Source organism: Sphingomonas aerolata (genome assembly GCF_023935825.1).
Taxonomy (GTDB): Bacteria; Pseudomonadota; Alphaproteobacteria; order Sphingomonadales; family Sphingomonadaceae; genus Sphingomonas; species Sphingomonas aerolata.
In genome coordinates this window covers 1,883,999-1,905,792 of record NZ_CP098762.1, presented here as the reverse complement: position 1 = coordinate 1,905,792, position 21,794 = coordinate 1,883,999, and the positions used below count along the sequence as shown (strand labels likewise).

General features: G+C 63.1%; 18 protein-coding genes and 1 riboswitch. Of the genes, 12 read left to right on the top strand and 6 right to left on the bottom strand.

Annotation, left to right across the window (positions count from 1 at the left end; translation table 11 throughout):
* Positions 1-517 precede the first annotated feature (517 nt).
* The 4 genes from NEF64_RS08820 to NEF64_RS08805 all read left to right on the top strand — a co-directional run bounded on the left by NEF64_RS08820 (position 518) and on the right by NEF64_RS08805 (position 4,442).
* Positions 518-1,033, top strand: a complete 516-nt coding sequence (locus tag NEF64_RS08820; RefSeq protein WP_156360308.1) for a hypothetical protein — start codon at positions 518-520, stop codon at positions 1,031-1,033.
* Between the two features lie 361 nt (positions 1,034-1,394).
* Complete coding sequence (locus tag NEF64_RS08815; protein ID WP_056405991.1) at positions 1,395-2,162, top strand: SDR family NAD(P)-dependent oxidoreductase; 768 nt, start codon at positions 1,395-1,397, stop codon at positions 2,160-2,162.
* Between the two features lie 53 nt (positions 2,163-2,215).
* Positions 2,216-3,055, top strand: coding sequence for a glycoside hydrolase family protein (locus NEF64_RS08810; RefSeq protein ID WP_252574854.1), 840 nt, complete (start codon positions 2,216-2,218; stop codon positions 3,053-3,055).
* Positions 3,056-3,521: 466 nt separating this feature from the next.
* On the top strand, positions 3,522-4,442 hold the full coding sequence (locus tag NEF64_RS08805; RefSeq protein ID WP_107045684.1) for a TonB family protein: 921 nt from the start codon (positions 3,522-3,524) through the stop codon (positions 4,440-4,442).
* Positions 4,443-4,647: 205 nt separating this feature from the next.
* Here NEF64_RS08805 and NEF64_RS08800 read toward each other — a convergent pair whose 3' ends face one another.
* The 3 genes from NEF64_RS08800 to NEF64_RS08790 form a co-directional block, all read right to left on the bottom strand.
* A complete protein-coding gene (locus tag NEF64_RS08800; protein ID WP_056405987.1) occupies positions 4,648-5,568 on the bottom strand; it encodes a VOC family protein in 921 nt (306 codons plus the stop codon).
* Positions 5,569-5,950: 382 nt separating this feature from the next.
* Positions 5,951-7,483: a DUF4139 domain-containing protein gene (locus NEF64_RS08795; protein WP_252574852.1), complete on the bottom strand. Its 1,533-nt coding sequence runs from the start codon at positions 7,481-7,483 to the stop codon at positions 5,951-5,953.
* Positions 7,483-8,877, bottom strand: a complete 1,395-nt coding sequence (locus tag NEF64_RS08790) for a DUF4139 domain-containing protein (RefSeq protein WP_252574924.1) — start codon at positions 8,875-8,877, stop codon at positions 7,483-7,485. Before NEF64_RS08790 ends, NEF64_RS08795 begins: the two co-directional genes overlap by 1 nt.
* Before the next feature lie 507 nt (positions 8,878-9,384).
* Positions 9,385-9,625, top strand: a riboswitch (cobalamin riboswitch).
* 168 nt (positions 9,626-9,793) lie between these two features.
* Between NEF64_RS08790 and NEF64_RS08785 the strand changes: the two genes are divergently transcribed.
* From NEF64_RS08785 to NEF64_RS08775, 3 genes are all read left to right on the top strand, one after another.
* Positions 9,794-11,965: a TonB-dependent receptor gene (locus NEF64_RS08785; RefSeq protein ID WP_252574850.1), complete on the top strand. Its 2,172-nt coding sequence runs from the start codon at positions 9,794-9,796 to the stop codon at positions 11,963-11,965.
* On the top strand, positions 11,937-13,409 hold the full coding sequence (locus NEF64_RS08780; RefSeq protein ID WP_235516310.1) for a PepSY domain-containing protein: 1,473 nt from the start codon (positions 11,937-11,939) through the stop codon (positions 13,407-13,409). The genes NEF64_RS08785 and NEF64_RS08780 overlap by 29 nt, the downstream gene beginning before the upstream one ends.
* 243 nt (positions 13,410-13,652) lie before the next feature.
* Positions 13,653-13,979 carry a DUF4113 domain-containing protein gene (locus NEF64_RS08775; protein WP_031394501.1) on the top strand — a complete coding sequence of 109 codons (327 nt, stop codon included), beginning with the start codon at positions 13,653-13,655 and terminating at the stop codon, positions 13,977-13,979.
* A 973-nt stretch (positions 13,980-14,952) separates the two neighbouring features.
* On the opposite strand, the gene NEF64_RS08770 is transcribed toward NEF64_RS08775, so the two are convergent.
* Together NEF64_RS08770 and NEF64_RS08765 are read right to left on the bottom strand one after the other, a co-directional pair.
* Entirely contained in the window at positions 14,953-15,201 is a 249-nt protein-coding gene (locus NEF64_RS08770) for a DUF6894 family protein (RefSeq protein WP_056405769.1), read from the bottom strand.
* Positions 15,202-15,347: 146 nt separating this feature from the next.
* The gene (locus NEF64_RS08765) at positions 15,348-15,851 is read right to left on the bottom strand and encodes a GAF domain-containing protein (RefSeq protein ID WP_056405770.1); all 504 of its coding nucleotides are present in this window, start codon (positions 15,849-15,851) and stop codon (positions 15,348-15,350) included.
* A 330-nt stretch (positions 15,852-16,181) separates the two neighbouring features.
* Between NEF64_RS08765 and NEF64_RS08760 the strand changes: the two genes are divergently transcribed.
* Positions 16,182-16,664, top strand: coding sequence for a DUF4142 domain-containing protein (locus NEF64_RS08760; protein ID WP_056405771.1), 483 nt, complete (start codon positions 16,182-16,184; stop codon positions 16,662-16,664).
* 115 nt (positions 16,665-16,779) lie between these two features.
* On the opposite strand, the gene NEF64_RS08755 is transcribed toward NEF64_RS08760, so the two are convergent.
* Positions 16,780-17,121 (bottom strand): hypothetical protein, encoded by a 342-nt coding sequence (locus NEF64_RS08755; RefSeq protein WP_156360268.1) that lies wholly within the window; start codon positions 17,119-17,121, stop codon positions 16,780-16,782.
* 138 nt (positions 17,122-17,259) lie between these two features.
* Here NEF64_RS08755 and NEF64_RS08750 point away from each other — a divergent pair, with 138 nt between their 5' ends.
* The 4 genes from NEF64_RS08750 (at position 17,260) to NEF64_RS08735 (ending at position 21,791) form a co-directional block, all read left to right on the top strand.
* Positions 17,260-17,454, top strand: coding sequence for a hypothetical protein (locus NEF64_RS08750; RefSeq protein WP_082446655.1), 195 nt, complete (start codon positions 17,260-17,262; stop codon positions 17,452-17,454).
* A gap of 580 nt (positions 17,455-18,034) precedes the next feature.
* Positions 18,035-19,477 carry a DUF4153 domain-containing protein gene (locus tag NEF64_RS08745; RefSeq protein WP_252574848.1) on the top strand — a complete coding sequence of 481 codons (1,443 nt, stop codon included), beginning with the start codon at positions 18,035-18,037 and terminating at the stop codon, positions 19,475-19,477.
* Positions 19,478-19,509: 32 nt separating this feature from the next.
* Positions 19,510-20,211: a response regulator transcription factor gene (locus NEF64_RS08740; RefSeq protein WP_192191698.1), complete on the top strand. Its 702-nt coding sequence runs from the start codon at positions 19,510-19,512 to the stop codon at positions 20,209-20,211.
* On the top strand, positions 20,208-21,791 hold the full coding sequence (locus tag NEF64_RS08735) for a sensor histidine kinase (RefSeq protein WP_252574846.1): 1,584 nt from the start codon (positions 20,208-20,210) through the stop codon (positions 21,789-21,791). Before NEF64_RS08740 ends, NEF64_RS08735 begins: the two co-directional genes overlap by 4 nt.
* The last annotated feature ends 3 nt before the right edge of the window (positions 21,792-21,794 follow it).

Sequence of the window (21,794 nt, the reverse complement as noted above, 5' to 3'; positions counted from 1 at the left end):
CGGTGGACGTTTCTACGGTCGTTGGCTCCTCAGCTGGAGCTGGCAAAGGCGCCCCGACAAACGCTGCGCTTGCCAGCAATATACTCGAAAAACTCATACTGAACCCCCGTTATCGGAAGGGCCCTATGTCATATGCTGTTGCGAGTCACTAGCAATATAACAGTTTTGTCATGATCGTTGAGACGGGCGCGCGCAGGCGCACGCTTAACCTATTGGGATTCGCAAAAAATATTATGTCGTACGAGGCTTATGGTTCGCCGGCCGCGCGTGTTGATTTCAGCGCGCGATGGAAAGCAATTCGACCCAGAACCAGACGTTCACGCCCCTTCCCTCGCTTCTCAACTTCAGACGCTGGTTCATCTTTGCGAATGACCAATTTTGAAGCCCGGCTATCCACTGCCGAATGTCGTGATGGGGAAGTAAGTCCTTCGATCCGATAGTTAAGGTAGCACCTATGCGCTCACCCGCATCGTCGCTACCCCCGTACCCACGAGCAGGAAAATTCGAGGAGCGTGTGATGCGTCATCATACTTTATTGGCGGCGATCGCAGTTACCATGTTAAGTTCTACCTCAGGCTCAGCGAGCCCGGCGCAAGCTGTGGTTTCGGGCATCTATGAACTGGACACTGCGCAGAGTGAAAACGCTTTCAAAGTGATCGATAGCGCTACCGCCACCATTTCCGACGACAAGCGCCCTCGTGTTCGGATGAGGCTCCGCAAGTCCATCGCGGTGAATAGGATTAGAATTTCCACTGCAGGAGGTCGAGTCGGCCTCGCCTATGATGCCAAAACACCTATCGTAGTTTGGATAGGCGGAGATCCGATCACGTGGAAGCTCATCCCGGAGCTTGTTTTCGATGTATCGGTAAAAGCTGATGGTGGAACCGTCGCTCTGACATTCCGCGGCGACGACAGCGAGCGAACCTCAGAATACCATAGTGTCGGCCAGGATTTAGTGGAGAATTCCACCATTATCATTCCACTGCTTTCTACGCCGATCGTTTATAAGCAGGTCTTTAAAAAGACGAGCTGACCTGATCTACGAACAGACCTATGACAAGAAGCCGTTGAACGGTCTTCATCGCATAGATGCGGATGCCGGTTGAGATGGTCTGCCTAGCCTCTACTTCTCGGCGCGCCACGACTATGATCGAACGGCAGCAAATGGATGATTACCCCTGCCCTACGGCTTCCTGCCAGACCCAGTCCCGGTCAGTCACAGGTCAATCGCCCCTTCATGAAACCGGACGTTCGTTCATCGGCGATAAGTGGGCGCCCAGAACCCGAGTTACCCAGTTTGAAATACTCGCGCTCCAGCCGCGCAGGCGAAAGGTACTTTATGGCAGCGAATTCATGCAACTTGAGGTTACGCCGCAGGTTCAGCGGTGATGACCATGTTCGACAATCAGATTGCTATCGTCACCGGCGGTGAATCCGGCATTGGCGCGGCCTGCGCCAAGGTGTTGGGCGAAGCCGGGGCCCGCGTTGTGATCACCTATTTGAGGGATGCCGCCGCGGCGCACGCGGTCTGCACCTCGATCGGTGGGTCCAACCGCGCGATCGCGGTGCAAGTTGATGTCAGTGATGAAGCCGCGGTCGAACGACTGTTCGCGGAGGCCGAAAAAACGTTCGGCATGGTCAGCCTGCTGGTCAATTCGGCCGGATTGAACATGAGCGGCGTGATGCTCGTTGACATGGAACTTACGCAGTTCGACCGGGTCATCCGTTCCGATCTCTACGGTCCGTTCCTCACCTGCCGACGAATGGTGCGCGCGCTCGAGGCAAAGAACGCGACGGGGCGGATCGTCAATATATCGTCGATTCACGAACGCGCGCCGCGACCGGGCGGCGTCGATTACGACTCAGCTAAGGGTGGCCTGTCGCAGTTGACGGCCACGCTTGCACTAGAGCTGGCGCCGAAGGGCATCGCGGTGAATGGCGTCGCGCCTGGGATGATCCTTACGCCGATGAATCAATCCGCACTGAACCATCCGGACGAGCTGGCGGCGAAGGAGGCGGCAATCCCGTGGAAGCGCGCCGGTCGGCCCGATGAGGTCGCGACGCTAGTCGCTTTCCTGCTGTCGCCGGCCGCGGACTATATCACCGGCACCACGGTAACGATCGACGGCGGGCTGTCATTGACTGTGGCGCAAGGCGCATGACGATCACCTATGCGGTCGAGCAGCTCGACACGGTGACTATCTCCGCTGCGTCTGTGATCGACGGCATGGACATGATGAGCCCGTTCGTCTGGACGGAAGGAAATCTGTACCGGATCATGGTTCGCGGCGTGCCGCATCCGCTCGGGCCCAGTGATCCGACCGGGATCATTGCGCGCGGAGTGAGTCGCGATGGGCTGGCCTTCACTATGGATCCGGGGCTCGCAATCACACCCGGGCCGGGTGCCGAGGACAGGGGCGGATGCGAGGATCCGACCGTGCTCGTGGCCGGCGACGAATATCTCGTTTATTATACTGGCGTGGACGCTGCGCGCGCGCAGGGATGCATGATTTTAGCTGCGGGGCCCGACCTGACCGCGCTGGTTAAGGAAGATCTGGTGCTGAAGGCACCACCCGGCGAAGGCAATATCAAGGAAGCGACGCTCGCACAGACTGCGGCCGGAGATTGGCGCCTGTTTTACGAATATGCGGCCAAGGGCGCGTCGCGGATCGGCGTGGCAGGCGGGCCGACCCCGAAGGGTCCTTGGACTGTCCTCCCCGACCCTTTCGGCATCCGCGAAGACAGCTGGGACAATTGGCATCTGTCGACCGGGCCTATCTGGCAGGCGGCGGGGCAAGATCCCGTGATGTTTTACAACGGCGCGACGCACGACGCGCGCTGGCGGATCGGCTGGATCAGCTTCAGTACGGATTTCGCGCGGGTGACGGGGCGTGGGCTTGAGCCGCTGCTCGTGCCGCCACCAGCGCTGACCCGCGAGGCCACCGACATCGCGTTTGCCGCGTCGAGCGTGGAGGAGGGCGACCGGATCGCGCTGTACTACTCGCTGGAAGACCGGATGCTACGGCGGGCGTTGATCAGACGATATGGCGGTTAAAAATTGAAAGCCGTAAGTGTAGATTGCGAGTCTGCGTCGTCTGCAATGACCCAGAAGCAGTCGTTGAACGCCCCCTACGCGCTTCTCGACTTCCGAACATTCATTCATGTCGATCTCCGCAGTAGCAGAAGCCAAGCCGAGCGATGAGGGCCGCTGATGGCTTGAATGAGCCGTCCGGCTTTGGGCGAGAGCGGACGTAGGTATGCCGAGACGTGAGCGTAAGTATGGACGTCTGCCCCCCGGGAAATACTGCGTCAGCGGCGGACGGCTTCTCTGCCTTCCCGCGAGCGCAGTGATCGCTAATATGTTCGTTACTTCGGTGCCAAGCGTCTGAGGCCGCATGCTAGCCGGTCTGCGAACCGCGCTTTTACGGCATTAGAATCGGCGGGCGCTTATAGATTTGCGTGCCGCCGCAACGGCTTGTTCACCCCTCTCTGCAAAGGGCGGTGTCACAGGGAGACTGTCGATGCATTTCGATCTTGTTTCGGCCGTGCTTGTCGTCGCCGCAGCCGTGCCGTCCGCAGCCCCGGTCCAGGGCGACTTCGACGGCGATGGCCGATCCGACACGGCGTCCATCGTCGGCAATGCCGAGGGCTCGTTCGATGTCGTCGTGCGGTTCGCAACCGGGCGGATCGCGGTGGCGGACAGCGGCGTAGACGATGCGGCACGACTAACGACCATTCTAGCCGCGCGCGTCAGACAGAGTTGCGCGCCGCTCGCGCGATCGGCGCCCGAATGTTCCGGCGCGCTCAGCCCGAGAGACGGGCTGTACTTCAAGCGCACGCGCGGCGACGTCGCCAGCCTGGCGATCTGGTGGCGGGGCAATTTCACCAAAATATTCGGATTGTCAGTCCGCGACCTAGCGGCGACGGGGCCGGCCGCGTCCGCGCCGCCCGGGACCGTCCGAACGCCCGCGACATTGCTGTCGCTGGCTATCAGCGACGAGGGGAAGGTCACCGCCTGCACGATCGCCGAAAGCAGCGGCAATGCCGCGCTCGATCAAAAGGCGTGCGCGATCATGCTGGCTAAGGCGAAATTCCGGCCGGCGATGGACCGACGCGGACAGCCGGTGATGACGACGAAGCGAATACGCCTGTCGTGGGCGATCGACCAAGCGGGCGTCATGCACACGCCGGTCAGCGGCGGCAGCGTAGATACCAACGCAGCTATGACCGACGGCGGTACACGCCGCGCCGGCCCGACGAACGGCATGTTAGCCGTTCCTGCCGCGATCCAGACGCAGGCGGCGTCGGCGCCCGTGGGCCGACCCGTCGCCCGCCAAGAGCCGCCCGGCCAGACGACGGCAGAGCGGTTCGAACAGGCACGCAAGGCGGTTCAGCCCGTGCGTGGCCGCGATCCGATTTACGGTGCGACGATCAGCGATTAGGCCGAACAACATCGCCGGCAGACTTCCCTTTGCTCTTCCATGCCTGATCCATAGAATCCGCATGCCGATCCGCCCCGAGAACCATTTGCTATATCCGACCCATATGTCTCTCTAATGGTTGACCTTACGCCATGATCCAGATGCGGTCACTCGAACCCCGCTTCCTTACTCCGTCTTTCTGCCCTTCGTTCAACGTCGCCAGTACCTACCTGGTCGGGCTCTCGGCCGTGAAGGATGAGCAGCACGGCTTGGTCACAGGCTGGAACTCCATCAGCTCGATCCGCGTGCCGTCGGGGTCGTAGAGGTTGGCCTGCCACTTGCCGTCCAGGCCCATTTGTGGACCGTCGTGACGCGGGCTCAGGCGATCTTCCCGATACAGCGTCGTGACGGCGGCCTGCATATTAGGAACGCCCAAGGATAGGTGGTTAAGTACGCCTAGCTGGCGGGCGTCGACCTTGGTCACCGGCACGCTCGAGCCCGGACCGATCATCATGTATTCCAGCCAGTCCCGACCGTCGGGCGTCTGCTGTGACACCCAGTCGACCTTGTCGGGCTCGAATGCGCCATACCAGTACGGCCGAAAGCCGAGCAGGCGACGGTACATCCTATCCTGCTTGGCCCGGTCGTGGACGGCGTAGCCGGCGTGGATGATGCGCCCGCTAATCGCGCTGGGAACAGCGTTGGCGTCAGCGCTCGCGGATTGCACGAACTGGATCCCGTTGCCTTCTGGATCGCGCAGGGCGAACCAACGCTCCCCTTCGGTAGAGCGCTGCATCGCGCCGAGGCCAGAGACGTCTGACGCGGCCAGCCAGGCCCGCAGCGTCGCCGCGTCCGTTGTCGAGTAGGCGACGTGCGCCAGCATGCTGGGCCCCTGTCCGGCGGGTGCGGGTAGCACCTCCACGAACTGGCGCGAGCTTAGATAGTAGCGGACGCCGGCCGGGTTCTCGGGGTCCGCACCCTTCCGGGCGCCCAGCACATGCGTGTAGAAGTGCTCGGACTTTGCCATGTCCCGAGCATAAATAGCGAGGTGCGAAATGCCGGTGATGCCTGGGCGCGGACCCGGCGCCGCCTTGGCCCCGAGCAGAGCGGCAGCTGCACAGGCAAGAACTGCGATACGACGGGCCATGGCAGCCTCTCCTCACCCGGCCGCGTTTCGGGCCGTGGCTGGCAGCGTACGCAGCGATGCCGGCACTGTCACGTGCTCACGTGTTGGTTCTCGTCGATACTGTTGCCGAGGAGTTTGATGCCGCTATCTGCTACGGTGCCGCGCAGGAACAAGAAGCGGTCTTGGTGCCGAACACTGACCCGCACCGCCGCTTTTTGGACCCAAAAGGCGACGTTCCGAACGCCCCTTCCGCTCCCCGAAACCTGTCATCCATTCATCTGCCGCAACTGGCGGGGACGGCGAGGCATTGTAGCTGCCACCAGTACACGCTTCCTGACCCTATTTAGATCTTGAAATCAGGCGTATGCGGTATCGCCCGACCTGGGAGGTCGAAGCGGGCCGGTCAGTAACGGTAACGCAAAATGGCGCGACCGCCCGGCGGCAGGGTCGGCGACCAGGTGAGGATCCCGTCGGTTCGGTTGAGCGCCTTGTCATCGGCCTCGATCGCCTGGCCCGCCGCTCCGATCGGGACGTCGAGCGTCGCCGGAAAAGGGTTGGCGTTAGTCGCCGTCAGCACGACCTCTCGCGACAATGCTTCCCCCGGAGCCGCCACCGGCACGCGCGACGCAACGATAGCCTGGGTCAACATAACCTGGCTGCTGATACCTGCCGCTAGGCGCACCGTCTCGCCAACCGTGCGGTCGGTGACCGCGCCCAATCCCAGCAGCAGGCGTCCGCCAGCCCGCTCGGCGTAGAGTGCGGTGCTGCCGGCTGGCAGCGGCACGCCCAGGCCGCCAGGTATATCGTTCTTCATCACGAGCACGATCGACGTCGGCACGCCGTCGAGCTGCTGGCCGGGATACACCGCGCGTCGGTAGCGACGATCGACCGGCACGCCCTTTTGAAAGAGCAAAGCAACTTGCTTTTGCGCGCGTGCGGCGACGGTCGTGGGCGTCGGTATGCGATAAAGCTTGAGATCGCCAAGATCTTCGGGAGGGGGCGGCGGCGGGGGTGGTGCCGGGGGCGCCATCATCGGCGGCGGGGGGGGCGCCATCGCGCGCGACGCCGTCACCACTATCTCGTCGGCAGGCTCAAACTCCGTTTCGGGCAGATCCGACGTCGTCGTGCCGAGCGGATAGCAGACCAGCCGCAGCCCGCCCGCCGCCGCCGGAACCGCGGGCAACGCCACCCGGTTGAGCCGGCCCGCGACGGCCTGCACCTCGGCCTTCGGGAACACTTCCGGGTTGCTGTTGGCGAGGGTCAGCCAGGCAAACAGGTCGACCGTTCGCCCGTTCGCGGCGAGCGCAGCGACGTAGCTCGCCCGCCAGTCGAACCCGGACGCGAGATAGGACAGACGCACCGTGACCGTGCGCGCCGCCGGGCTGATGGTCGTTACACTCAGCACCGGCTTGCTCGACAGGCCGCCTGGGACGCCGGCGAACGCCAGCCGCTCCGCGAGACCCGAACAGCGTAAAGCCTCGATCCCCGTCACCGTGCGGAGGATGACGCCCGGTGCCGGGCCGGCGACAACGGTCGCGGGCTCGCTGGTCGGTCGTCCGGTCGCCCTGTCCGTTCGGGTCAGCGTCACGTCACGACCCAGCGTACCGTCGACGAGCGAGGCCGGCGACAACAGGCGGGCGTCGCGGTTCTTCTCGATCGTGCCGCCGGGCAGGCCGTCGATAACTGCGCTGACCGGCACGATCCCTTGCGCCACGCCCTCGAACCGCAGAACCGCCGGTCCGCGCGGCAGCCGGACGCGACGCGTCTCCGTCACCAATGCAAAGCCACCGAGATACTGGAGGGTCATCGCCCCGCGGCCATAAGGTGCCCGGTACACCGTGAGCGAGACGCGGTCCGGCGCGGACGAGGTGACGGTCGTCTGCGCCTCCGCCCTGCCCGCCAGCAGCGCGACCGCCAGGAGCAGCAGATGGCGCATCAGTAGCGCGTGTCGAAGGTCGCCGTCACCGTGGTGCTGCCATTGGCCGGCACCGATACCTGCCACGCCAGCGTGCCGGCGGTGCGACGTTCACCCTTCGCGCTGTCCTCGACGACCCGGACGTCGTTCCAGTCGAGCCCGCCCTGGATGAGCTCGACCGTGACCGGACGGGCGCGGGCGTTAGTCAGCTTGTACTGCATCGCCGTGCGCCAGCGGCTGTCGCCCTGCCGCGTGCGCGACACGGTGACGGGCTGCACCTTCACGTCGAACGCGTCGCCGGTGGGAAGCGCGATGGTCGACCCTTGCGGGGTATGCTCGATCCGGTTTTCGCCGGTGAACTGCGGCTGCCCGCGGGCATCGCGGACATAGACCCGGACCACCCCCGCCGGCAGCGCGTCGCCCAAGCCTGCTGCACCCGAGTTACTGAACCGCAGCACCGACTGCGCGCTGCGTGGTTCGTTCGAACCGCCGAGCCAGCCATTCTCGAACCGATAGCCCGCGCCCGCCGCCACGCCCTTGGCATCGAGGAAGCTGACCTGCTTGGTCTGCTTGTCGGCGATCGTGGTGCGGTCGGCCAGCGGATAGAGGTAGAAGTCGCCGAGCTGCTCGCGCGCGGCGCTCTCGGTGCCGGGGCGTGTCGTCGTTCGGCGGCGCGGACGCCGCGCATAGCCGCCGCTGCCGTCATCGTCGGCGCTGCCGACCTCGCCGGCGACCAGCAGCGTTTTGGCGTTGGCGAACGTCGTCCCGCTGCTATTCTTAAGCGTTACCCAGCCCTGGATATCGACCGTGCCGCTCTTGTCGTCGAACAGCGCGACATAATCGGCGCTCCAGCCGAGCCCGCGGCTCAGGTAGGACAGCGTCGCCGGGCGGGTTCCTCCGCGCGTGCTGGTCAGTGTCACCGACAGCGTCGGGCGCGCCCGCAGCGCGTCGGGCACCCGGTCGAACACCGCGCGCACCGGCAGGCCGTCGTCGCGCAGTACCTCGACATGACCGTTCACTTCGATGACCACGCCGCCGTTCACCGCCAGAACTTTCGCGCGATCGCGGGTTTCCGCGCCGGTGGCCGGATTGGTCCGCACCAGCGTGATCGTCTCGCCGACCGCTTTCTCCATCAGGCTCGACGGGCTGAGCAGGTCATAGTCGAAATTCTGCTCGACGATCGCGGCATCGGGCACGGTCAGCGACACCGTTTCCGGTCGGATCGCTGCGCTCACGTCGGGGAAATTCTGTTGAACCCGCCCGCTCGCCAGGTTCAGCGGACGGATGTCCTGCACCAAGGCGACGTCGTTGGTGTAGATGGTGACCGACACGTCGCCTTGCGCCGTTCCGGCGGTCGAGGAATCAGCAGGGGGCGGCAATTGCTGAGCGGCTGCCGAAATCGACCCGAGCAGCATCACCAAACCACACGCTCTCGAGATGCTTTTGCGCACGCTACTCTCCCCCGGTCCTTGCTATAATGGCGAGACCGCATCAGAAGGGCAACGCGACATTGTGGGTCTGATTTTCTGACCCAAACAACGGCGCTTGTTCGCTCTGATCGGTGCGATGCGCCATTAAGGTTATGATACGTTGATCATAGCCAAACTGACGGTGTCCGCGAGACCGACGGCGGAGAGCAAGTCCGTCGGTTACTGGTCGTAGCGGGTGCCGATACGCCACCAATCCTTGGAGCGCCCGAACAAGATATCGATCCGGTCGACGCCGAGCTCGGCGACGCCTTCCCACCGAATCCGCAAAGACCCAATTCCGGTCGTTCTCGACGCATCTGTCGCTTCCCAACTTCCGACATTCGTTAATGGGCACCGACACTCCGTTTGGACTTTTGCGATCGTCGCGTCGACCAATTGCCGGATCGTCTTCGTCAGGATACACCGTCCCCGCTGACCTGCTCCGCTGGAGACGGTCGGCATGATCGCGTCGGTGCCCCGAGAGGGGCTTAATAGGGAACGCGGTAAGGGTGGTTCGCCACCCGAAGCCGAGGCTGTCCCTGCAACTGTAAGCGGCGAGCGCGATGCATATCGCTTCTTCCTTCACAGGGAGGGGCAGCCACTGGGCCGGACGTTCTGTCATAAAGGCCTGGGAAGGCCGTGCATCGTGTGATGACCTGTGAGCCAGGAGACCTGCCGGCGTCTGGTCGCTCTTGCCTGGCCCAGGGGGTGGCCGCGGCACGGTACTCCGTCGAGCGACGACGTGTGCGGTGGGGACCGCACGGGCATGCGTGCCGGTCGCGATGGCGTCCGGCTGGCGCGGATGTCGGCCGTTCGCGGGAGGTCCCTGCCGGGTTCGCTCGACGCCCCGGGGATTACCGTAATGCCATTCCTATTGTCTCGCCTCGCGGTGGCGGGGGCTTTGCTGTCACCTGTTTTCGCAGCACCGCTCAACGCTCAGTCTTTGCCTGTCTCGGACAATGAGGACATTCTGGTTGTCGGCCAGCAGGCGCGCGACACGCTCACCACGCCGAACGCGACCGGCAGCCGCCTGGGCCTCACGCCGCTCGAGACCCCCGCGACGATCTCGGTCATCGATGGCGCCACGATCCGCGCGCGCGGCGACCTGTCGGTGATCGACGCGACGAGCCGCGCACCGGGCATCAGCAACGCCGGAAACCCCGGCAATGGCGGCACCGCGCTCGCCGCGCGCGGCTTCAGCGGCCAGGGATCCGTGCTTCAGCTGATCGACGGTATAAGGCTGTTCCCGGCTGCCGGCACGATAACCTTTCCGACCGATCCGTGGATGGTCGAGCGGATCGACATCCTGAGCGGCCCAGCCTCGGTGCTCTACGGCCAGGGCGCGCTGGGCGGTGCGGTGAATGTCCTGATGCGTAAACCCGATACGCAGCGGACGCACGTGGAGGGCGAGATCGGCTACGGCTCGCAGGACAGCTTCCATGTCGCGGCGGGCGCAGGCGGGCCGATCACCGAGCGCCTCTCCTATCGCATCGACGGCAGCTATCGCCGATCGGACGGCTATGTCGATCGTGGCCAGTCGCGCAGCCATGCCGTGTCGGGCACGCTGCGCTGGGCACCGACCGACACGCTCGTCGTCACCGCACGGGACGATTACGGCGACCAGAAGCCGATGCGCTATTTCGGCACGCCGCTGATCGAGGGACGGCTCGACGACCGCATCCGGGACCGCAACTACAACACACGCGACGGCTTTATCCGCTACCGCGACAACCGCACCAGCCTGCAGGTCGACTGGACGCCAAGCGACGCGGTCACCGTCAGCAACCAGGCCTATCGCCTCACGTCGAAACGCTCGTGGCTCAACCTCGAAAGCTATTGCTGGATCGCCGCAGACGGGATCTGCTCCAACGGCAGCGCCAACACCGGTACGCCCGGCCGCATACTGAGGACGGACATGACCGGGATCGTCCACGACCAGACGCAGTGGGGCGATCAGGGCAGCGTGACGTTCAAGACGGGCATCGCCGATGGCGTCAGCAACGACCTTGTCGTGGGCTTCGACGTCAACCTCATCAAACTAACCTATTTGCACAATTTCGGGTCTGATCCCCAGGTCTCCGAGGTCGATCCCTTCGCGTTCGATCCCAGTCTGATCGTCGACACCCAGGGGATCGCACCGCGCTATCGGACGCGGACCACCGAATATGCGGTCTTTGCCGAGGACCGGCTGAAGCTCGGCACGCACGTCTCGATCGTCGGTGGCGTGCGCTACGAGCGCGACAAGATCCGCCGCTGGTCGATCAACTTTCCGGACGGCGCTGGCATCGAGACATTCGTGCTCGACAAGCGGCTGCACAACGTGACCTGGCGGATCGGGAGTGTCTATCAACCGATCCCGACGGTGTCGCTCTATGCGCAATATGCCACCGGCGTGGATCCTCTGGGGACGCTGACCACCTATTCGACCGGGCAGGTGCAGTTCAGCAACGCGGTGGGCGACCAGCTCGAGATCGGCGCCAAGGCGGTCTTCCTCGACGGTCGCGGCACCGCCACCCTCGCCGCCTACCGGATCGTCAAGAAACGCCTGCTGGCGCAACTGACCCCGACGAGCCCGGTCGAGCAGGTGGGACAGCGATCGGCCAGGGGCATCGAAGCCGCAGTGTCACTCGATCTGCCTTACGGTGTCGGGATCGATGCAAACGGCAGCGTGCTCGACGCGACGTTCGACGACTTCATCTCAGGCGGCTCGAGCTTCAACGGCAATACCCCGCCGGACGTGCCCGAGACGCTCGCCAATTTCTGGCTGCGCTGGAACGCCACGCACGCGGTTCAGGCACGCGCCGGATTGCGCTATGTTGGACGTCGCTATTCGAACAATGCCAACAGCTTCCGCGTCCCCAGCTACACCACGGTCGATGCCACGCTTTCTTATGCGGTGACGCCACGCCTCGCCGTCGATATCCACGGCTACAACCTGTTTGACCGCGCCTACGCGCTAAGCACGTACAACAATCAGCAGTGGGTCCTTGGCCGTCCCCGCTCGGTTGACGTTTCACTTCGTGCCAGCTTTTAACGCCCTCAGGCGGCCGGGGCTTGGCAGGACTGCCCGGCGCTGGCTGTACCTCATTCATCGCTGGATCGGCATCGCCAGCTGCCTGTTCTTCGCCATGTGGTTTCTGTCCGGGCTGGTGATGCTCTACGTGCCCTATCCCTCCCTCTCGCCAGCCGAGAAGCTGGTTGGGAGCGAGGCGATCGACTGGGCAGCAGTGAACGTGCCGCCCCCGCTAGACGGCGGACGGCTACCGCAGGAGCTGTTGCTCGAGATGCGCGACGGCGCGCCTGTTTGGCGCGTGACCGGGTGGGATGGAACGCACACCACTTCCGCGGCCAGTCGCGGTACTGTCCTGCGACCGGTCGATGCTCTTTACGCCGGTCGGGTCGCTGGCCGCTTTGGCAACGTACCGACGAAGCACGTAGAACGGCTGACCCGGGATCAGTGGACGGTTGCTGGCGGCTTCGATCGACACCGTCCACTTTGGAAAGTTGCGCTTGCCAACGCGTCCGGCACGGAGGCCTATGTGTCGTCGAATACGGGCGCCGTGGTTCAAGTGACCACCCGTCGCGAGCGGTTCTGGAACTGGCTCGGTTCGGTGCCGCACTGGCTCTATCCGACGGTTCTGCGACGGGATCAAACGATCTGGCGTCAGGTCGTGCTGTGGGCGTCTGGTCCCTGCATCGCCGCGGCGGTTGCGGGGATGTGGATCGGCATCCTGCGGACCCGCATTGGCGCACGGCGCTTCAAAGGCGGGCGAATGACGCCCTACGACGGCTGGATGCTGTGGCATCATGTCGCGGGGCTGGTGGGTGGTATCTTCCTGATCGCCTGGATCTTCAGCGGATGGCTGTCGGTCGATCCCGGCCATCTGTTTCGCGGGACGAAGCCAGACGATGCGGCTGTGCGGATCTATCAGGCATCTGATCCGATGCCGGACCTAGCACTCGACCGGCTCCGCATAGCAGGCGAGGGTGCGGTTGTAGCGGCGTTGACTGATTATGCGCGAACCCCGCTCATCGTGCTGTCCTATCGCAACGGGCGGCGAGTAGTGTTGAATGCGGCAACACTCGCGCCATCCCAAACTACAGAGGTGGCCATCGTGAGGGCCGCACGTCATCTGGAGGGCCCCGCGCCGCTACTCTCAGTTGATCTCCTGACGATGCCCGATGCATACTGGTATGCGGTCGGCATGCTACCGCGTCTGCCAGTGTTGCGGCTGCGTTTTGCCGATCCGGCACAGACTTGGTTCTATATCGATCCCGCTACCGGGGAAGTTCTCCGGAAGGTCGATGAACGACAGAGGGCGTACCGCTGGGTATTCGACCTCCTTCACAAATGGGATCTGAACACGCTGACATTGCACCGGCCAGCCTGGGATGGACTGATCTGGATGTTCTCGATCGCCGGTGTGGTGACATCAATAAGCGGTATCTGGCTTGGGTGGAAAAGACTTATCCGATGACTGGGCGGACCCATAAGTCGCCGTTCGGGTGCCCTTCCCCGCCTCCCAACTTCCGCCGTTCATTCATCGGGTTCCACGGCAGCGCTTGCCTTCCGTTTAAGCGGTCGTTCGAAATGACTGCCTGGAAATCGATGGCTTCCGAAAGTCATCCCGAACGATGCAATATTGGCCGCCTTGCCTACACCCGCGCCCGGTACGACAATACGCAGCCTTATATCGGTGTCCGCGCCTACCCTACATCCCATGACGAACGACAGCTTCGAACTAATCGGGGCCGCCAGGCGCGCGGCTGAGAAGGCGTGGCGGGATGGTTACGCCTACACGAAGGCCGGCATCATGCTCGACGATATGCTTCCTGAGGACGAATGGCCGCGCACGCTGTTCGAAGAGGATACGGCCAAGCGAGACCGGCTGATGGGCGCACTCGACGCAATCAATGGCAAATTCGTGACGTGGACTGCGGTGACGGCGTCGCAGGGCTTCAAGCGCGAGTGGAAGATGCGGTCGGAGATGCGATCGCCGGCGTGGACGACGGACATTGCTGAAGCGCCAATTGTCTCTGCGCGATAGAGGATCAGATGGAGACTGCCGCGTGGCGTCGCTCGGCATTGCGGCTTCTGAAAGCTCAAGCCTTCGGGGAGGCGGACACGAGCTTAAACATCGCTTCCCCAATATATGCCCTTAGCGCGCGCCGCGTTAAGCTGATCGTCTTGCCCTCACCGAGACATGACGCAATTGCCGGCTTCAATTGCTCAGTGGCACCGGTATCTTGCGAGCTCCATGGACGTGAAATTAGCAGAACGTGAGCAGCAACCGGTGACGATCGAGCGACGCAATCGCCGAGCGCACGTTCCGGGCGGTAACTGGCCGGCAGTGCTGCAACAGGACCATTAAACTCATCAGCTAACTTGAGGGGGGGAAGGTCTTTTATAAGGCCCAGATCTGGCGCCTTCCGGAATTGAAGGCGGTATAGTGCAGGATACAGGGCACCCCGAAAAACGTCCGGCTGGATTATCATCATCGTAACAGAGCCCGGTCTGCTAGCGTCAACCGAAAGGCATTTAGAATTTGACGCCTTTGACGCCAAATCAACGTATTCTGCCGTATTGGGTATTGATTTGACAAATTGGCTAGCTACCAGTCTTGTCTTTTTGTCCCGTATAATACAATCTGCATACCTCGCTACGAATATGTCAGCTTTGTCATGCCGTAAGTCGGTTCCCGACTGCGCGGCAACGGAAGAAGCTGAGAGGGTGATCGCGCATGCCGCCGAAAATCTAGCTACGCTCAACCGATTCATGACAATCCCCACCATCTATTATGTCATTCTGTGATCGGTCTATTTGACCCTACTAATAATGGCATCAACTTTGCGCGTTGGAAACACCGGCTACCTCATTGTCATGCAGTCTGCCGGGTCCGGCCAATTACACCTCCGGGTGTATTGGCGCCACCAGTTCGTTCGTGTCACAGGCGGCCAGCACGCAGTGGCTTATGGTCAACTTTTCGCCCGAAACCAGCAATTGCGAACGCAGCCTACTAGCTATTTCGTATCGCCTCCGGCTGGCGCATTGGTGACATAAGCTGTGAGTCTGAAGAGCATCAGACCCCGCTCGTTCGTCAGGTCGACGACAAAATCTCGACCGTCCCATAAGACAGCTGGTTCGCCGTGCATGATCTGGCCGGCAAAAATTATAGCATGCTTCCTCGCTGCCGCGTGATCAGCCAACTCGGTCCCCTCACTATCAGGCTCATGCCGGTTGTCAGCCGTATTGAAGAAGTATCGTGCCATCGTGATGTTCCTCTGGGCTCGCAAACGGGCACAGGAAGGTAAAGTTGCTACCTTTCACATGAGATGTGCTGCCGTGGATCAGCATGCAGCTTATCGTGCGTCGTCCCGCTCCGCGTCCGGCGGTGCGTTAATCAACGATCCCATTCTCACGTAGATATGGTCCGTGGCGTTTGGGGCTGAATTGCAGGGCACTGCGACACTATGCCCGCGACGCGGTCCGCGAATTGCTTGAGCGTCGGTACCATGTCCGCCCGCGCCAGCTTGCGCGGATGGGGATCGATCGCGCACAGCGTTCCAAAAAACGTGCCGTCCGAAAGGATGATCGGCAGCGACACATAGCTCTTGAAGCCATAGAGCGCGGGCGCCGGGTGACTGTTCCAACGCGGATCGGCGGAGACGTCGTCGATCACTACCGCATTGCCGGACTCGCGGATGTCGTTGCAGATCGTCGTCGAGATGCGCAACTCATCTCCCGGCGACATACCGAAGTCGATTTGGTCGAGCACCTGGCACGCAATCCAACGCGCCTCCGTTACGCGCGCGACCGCGACAAATCCCATTCTCGTGAGTGCCGCCACTTCCTCGAGAATGCGACGTATTTCGTCATCATCGCCAAAGCGCGCAGCATCCGCAGCCAGTTCGTCGATCATATGTGATCCCCCAACCCAGTCGTAGTCACATATGATAGGCCTGACGAATCCTACTTAGTCGCAAGCGCACTTAGCCGTTCTGCCCACAGCGAATTTTCACGTTTTGAGCTAGAAAATAGAAGATAGACCACAGTTCTAACATGCCATCATTCGCAAGAATTACTCAGATCCGCGGCACCCCCAGCGGCCTGATCGGTCACGTGATCGGCGTGAACCCTCGAATCGTATAAATCAAGATTAAGAGGGGGACGGGATGTCGATCGATAAGGGAACACTATGATCGACTGATCCCTTATCAACTTACGCAAATACAAGGCGTAGGAGAAGATTATGAAGCAGCTTATTCTCACGGCAGCGCTGATCGCTACCCCCACACTGGTAGCGGCACAAAGCGTGCCACCCCCTGCTACCTATGTCATGAAAGCTGGCGCGTCGGACCAATATGAGATCCAATCAAGCAATCTCGTGATGGCCACTACGAAGAACGCCGAGCTTAAGCAGTTCGCTACGATGATGGTAAGCGACCACAACAAAAGCACTGCCGATGTGAAGGCCGCAGCTACGCAGTCCGGCCTGACGCCAAAGCCCCCGATGCTCGACCCGATGGGCCGCAAGAATATCGCGGCGCTCAAGGCGTCCAAAGGACCAGCCCGTGATGCACTTTATGTCAAGCAGCAGAAGACTGCTCACCAGCAGGCACTTGCCCTTCACCAGGGTTTTGCCACGTCCGGTTCGGCTCCCGCGCTAAAGCAGGTCGCGTCGACCATCGCGCCAACCGTTCAGCATCACATTGAGATGCTGGCGTCCATGTAAAGACAAACCTCGACCCGTTTCGGCGGGTCGAGATCTTTGGTGATGCCTGACTGCAAAATTGCGCGACGGAGCGCTGAGCGCTGCCGTCGCTAGTCCCTAAGATACTGTCGGATAGCTATTCCTCAGGCCCGCTTCGCGACATGTCGAGGTCAATGTCCTCACCCGGATTACCGCCACCTGCGCTTGCCCCACTGCCGTGAACTTCACCCGTTTTGTTGTCGATATATGCTCGCTTACCAGCCTCGCGAGGAATATCCCTGCCGTCATCCCTTTCGACCGACTCGACACCAGGCGCACGGTCCCGGTTCTGTAGGTGACGCTCCGCGGCATGGTCCATGCTATCGTACTCGTCGCCCGAGTAACCATCACCTTTACCGAAACCGTCGTCGGCTGGGTTGGCGTCCTTGGATTTTACCCGGACATTTTCGTTAGGCTTCGGCGTGCTCTCGTCAGTCATGGCAACCTCTCAGTGTTGTTGGTGACCAACGCACAACCGGCAGAAAGCTCCGCGAATGTGATGAAGGCTTTGTTAGTTGACCGATACCGCGGTCGGCATAGCATCGCCTTGCCCATCAAGGGCTTGGGGATTGGCCACATGCGTACCCTGCTCGTCGCTGCCGCGTCTTTGTCGTTAATTGCCGGTGGGGCGCCTGCATTCGCCGCACCGTGCAAAGACGCCAAGGGACGCTTCACGAAATGCCCGCCCAAAGCACCGGCCAAGCCGGCCCGTTGCAAGAGCGCGAATGGCAAGTTTGCAAAATGCGGCACGGCTGGCGCCAAGCCTGTCTGAGGTGAGACGAGCGCGGGTGATCACACCCGCGCTCGCAAGGTCAGTTTTTCGCCGGTACTTGACAACCATTGTCCGCGTGGTGGCGACATCAACGATCGGCAGTTCTCAGGATTGAGAATGTCGGCGGCGAACGACTGAAATTGGTGTGCGTTGCAGCCCGGAAGGGTGATGTCCGCCTAACGGCGGATCTTGGCACAAGCCGATGTTCCCGCACCTCCCAACGAACGGCGTATGTTGGTCGGGAGCCGACGCCAGCAGCCCGGCGGGGCTGACCCATATTGACGACCCAATTCTGGACGTTCAGCGCGCCTTGGCTGCTTGCCGAAACCGGACTTTTGTTTAGGTTCCATCATTGCCCGGTGTGATCACCCGCCTCATTGTCGTTCGGATTAACTTCGCCGGCAGAAAAGACCGGCATCATGACCGACCTGCTGCACTGGTTCTGCACATTTTCTCCCTCAGGACTCCCGATAGCCGCGATCATCCTTCCATACCCTCCCCTTAGATCAACCGCTCCAAACGGCAGGAGCGGATCGTGCGTTTTAGTTTTCTCTGCAAGATTGCGATCGTCATCGCCCTAGTGGTGCTGTTCGATCGGCTGTTCCCTGATAGCTTCTCGGGCGCCCGCATCGGTGGGTTCGCGGGCGTCTGGCTGATGGGCCTCGTTCTGGGCAGGGGCGATGTCAGGCGGAACAAGCGCGCATGGATCGCACTTGCGGTCGCGGCGCTCTTCACGGGGTCGCTGTTCGACGATCCGGGGCCGCTTGCCTGGGCCCTCTTCTGGTGTGCGCTCTCCGTCGCCGTGCTGCTGCCAAAGGTCAGTGGCTTCGACGATGCCTGGCATTGGGGTGCGCGCCTAGTGATCCATGCAGTTGGGGGGATCGGCAAGCCGTTCGCCGATCTTCGGCGGTTCGGGCGGTCCAGGCAACGCAAGCGCGCCAATGCTGGCTCCGTCATGGCAGTGCTAGGGTTGCCGCTGGTGGGCGGCGCCTTGTTCGTCACACTGTTCGCCGCCGCTAATCCACTGATCGCGCAGACCCTTGCGGCGATTCGACTGCCGTCGGTATGGCAAATCCTGCTGTGGATTTTTGTAGCGGTTTGCGTCTGGCCGAGCCTGCGGCCGCATCGCTCCGTGATGCGTCTGGCGGCTCGACTGCCCGATCCGGAGCCGGTGCTGCCCGGAACGTCGCTGCCGTCGGTTCTGATCGCGCTTGCCTTATTCAACGCGATCTTCGCCGTTCAGAACGCGCTGGACATTGCGTTCCTGTGGAGTGGCGGAGCGTTGCCTGCCGGCATGACCCAGACCGAATACGTGCATCGCGGCGCCTATCCGCTGATCGGCACCGCACTGATCGCCGGCGTGATGGCGCTGGCGATGCTTCGCCCGGGCAGCGCGAGCGCGCACCACCCCTGGGTACGACGGCTCGTGACCTTGTGGGTGGTGCAGAATCTGGTTCTGGTCGCCTCCAGCATACTGCGGACGATCGACTATATCGAAGCCTCGATGCTGACGGCGTGGCGCATCGCCGCGTTTGCATGGATGGCGCTGGTGGCGCTTGGGCTGGTGCTGATCTGCTGGCGCATCCTGCGCGGGCGCAGCGCGCGGTGGCTGATCAACTGGAACGCGTTCGCCGCTGCGGTCGTGCTGACGGTGTGCAGCTTCGTCGACTTGGGCGCGCTCGCGGCATCGTGGAACGTTCGCCAGCAGGCACCGGCAGCGATCGACCTCTGCTATATCGGTCAGGTCGGCGATGGGGCGCTGCTGCCGCTGATCGCGCTGGAGCACCGTCGAATGGATGCGGTGACACGCGACCGCGTGCGCTACGCTCGCGATCTGATCTTCACCGACCTGTCGGCCCGGCAGGACAGCTGGACGGAGTGGACGCCCCGTGGCGCGCGTCGCCTGGCCCGGGCGACGGCGATGCTCGGGCCCAACCCTGCTCGACCGCTGGCGGTGGAGCAGCCTGCATGGCGCAACTGCGACGGCTCGATCGAACATCCGGCACCGCCGGCCCAGCCTTGACCGCGCGAGCGCCAGCCATGATCCAGTGTCCCATGCCCCGCACGATCCTGATCGCCGACGACGATCCCCACATCCGACAGCTTCTCGCCTTCGCGCTCGCCAAGGCCGGGCTTGACACGATCGAGGCTGAGGATGGCGAGGCAGCGCTGGCCGCGGTGGAGAGCCATGCGCCCGATCTCGTCGTGCTCGACATCAACATGCCGCGGATGGACGGGATCGAGACGTGCCGCCGCTTACGCGCGCGGAGCGACCTTCCGATCCTGTTCCTCTCCAGCCGCGACGACGAGCTCGACCGCGTGCTCGGCATCGAGCTCGGCGCGGATGATTATGTGACCAAGCCGTTCAGCCCACGCGAGGTCGTTGCACGGGTGATGGCGATCCTGCGCCGCACGGCGGGGCGTCCGCCGGCGGTCGCCGATGCCGCCCCGCCGCTCCGCCATGGCCGCCTGCATCTCGACCCGGATGGCTGGCAGGCGAGCTGGGCGGATCAGCCGGTGCCGCTGACCGCCACCGAATTCGGCATCCTCCGCACGCTCGTGACGATGCCATCCAAGGTGTTCAGCCGCGATGCGCTCATCGACCGGCTGCATGGCCCTGGTTTTGCCATCACCGATCGCACCATCGACAGCCACGTGCGCAATTTGCGCGCCAAGTTCGCAGCCGTAGGCGCCCAGGACGTGATCGAGACGCGCGCCGGCATTGGCTATCGTCTCGGGGTGTGCGGCGCCGGATGATCGAGCGGGTTAAAAGCGTCGTCCGCCACCACTGGCCACGGCTGCGTCTGCGGACGATCCTGCTGCTTACCTTCCTGTTCGTGGCCGCGCTGCCGGGCGTCGGCGCGCTGTTCCTGCGGGTCTACGAGAACTCACTCGTTCGCCAGACGGAAGCGGAGCTGGTCGGCCAGAGCGCGGCACTGGCGGCTGCGGCGATCGTCGAATGGCCGGGCGTTCACGCGCGCGCGCTGCCGCAGCAGATTGTCCCACAGCCGCCGTCGGTCGATCTGCGCATGACGCGCATCCTGCCGGAGCGACCCGAGCCCCGGCCCTCGGCAGGACCGGAGGGGCGCGCAACGCTCGTCTGGGGCCATCATATGCGGCCAGTCCTGCAGCTGACCTCGCGCACTACGCTGGCATCGATCCTGCTGCTCGACGCGAACGGCCGCATCCTCGTTGGTTCACAGACGGGAGCCTCCTACGCCGATCTGCCAGAGGTGCGATCGGCGCTGGACGGCCAGCGGGCGACGACGCTCCGCCGCAATGGCGCCTACCGGCAGCACTACGTGCTCGAATGGTTGAGCCGGGCGTCGGACCTGCGCATCCACCACGCCCACCCGATCGTCGCCGACGGGCGCGTCATCGGCGTGCTGTTGCTGTCACGCTCCCCGCGCGTGCTGCTTGCTGGGATCTACGAGGATCGGGGCAAGATCGCGCTCGGCATCGTGCTGATCTTCGCGACGTTGGTCGTTCTGAGCGGGCTGCTTTCGCGCGGCATCGTCCGGCCAGTCGAGGCGCTGGGCGACGCGACGCGGGCGGTCGCGAGCGGCGGGGGTTCGGTGCCGCCTGCCCCGACCACCGCCGCCGTCGAGATCCAAGCGCTCTACCAAGACTTCGGCGTAATGGCCGAGGCAATCGAACGGCGCTCCCGCTACCTGCGCGATTTCGCGCACGCGGTCAGCCATGAGTTTAAGACGCCCTTGGCCGGGATCGGCGGTGCGGTCGAGTTGCTCCAGGACCATTCCGACATGGGCGCAGCAGATCGCGAACGGTTCCTCGCCAACATCGGCGCGGATGCGGCGCGCCTGAACCAGCTCGTCAGTCGCCTGCTCGACCTCGCCCGCGCCGATATGGCCGAGGTTGTAGAGGGCGCCGCCACGGACCTGTCCGACGTCATGCGCCGTGTGGCGGATGCCTTCACTGGTGCCGACTTCAACGTCGTGCCGGAACCGGCCGCGGCGCTGCCGAGCGTCGCTGTGCCGTCGGCGGTGATCGAGACGGTGCTAACCGGCTTAATCGAGAACAGCCGACAGGCTGCCGCATCCCGGGTCTCAATCGCGGCACGGGCAGCGGGCGGTTTTGTAGAATTGGCGTTCCGGGACGACGGCCCAGGCATTCCTGCCGGCGATCGCGACCGCATCTTCGAACCCTTCTTCACCAGCCGTCGTACATCGGGCGGCACCGGGCTAGGGCTGCCAATCATCCGCTCGCTGCTCCATGCGCATCACAGCATGATATTGCTCGACCGGGACGACGGCAGAGGCGCGGGCTTCCTCGTCACGCTGCCGGCATGCGCCGCCGTGCCAACGCGGAAGGCGTAGATC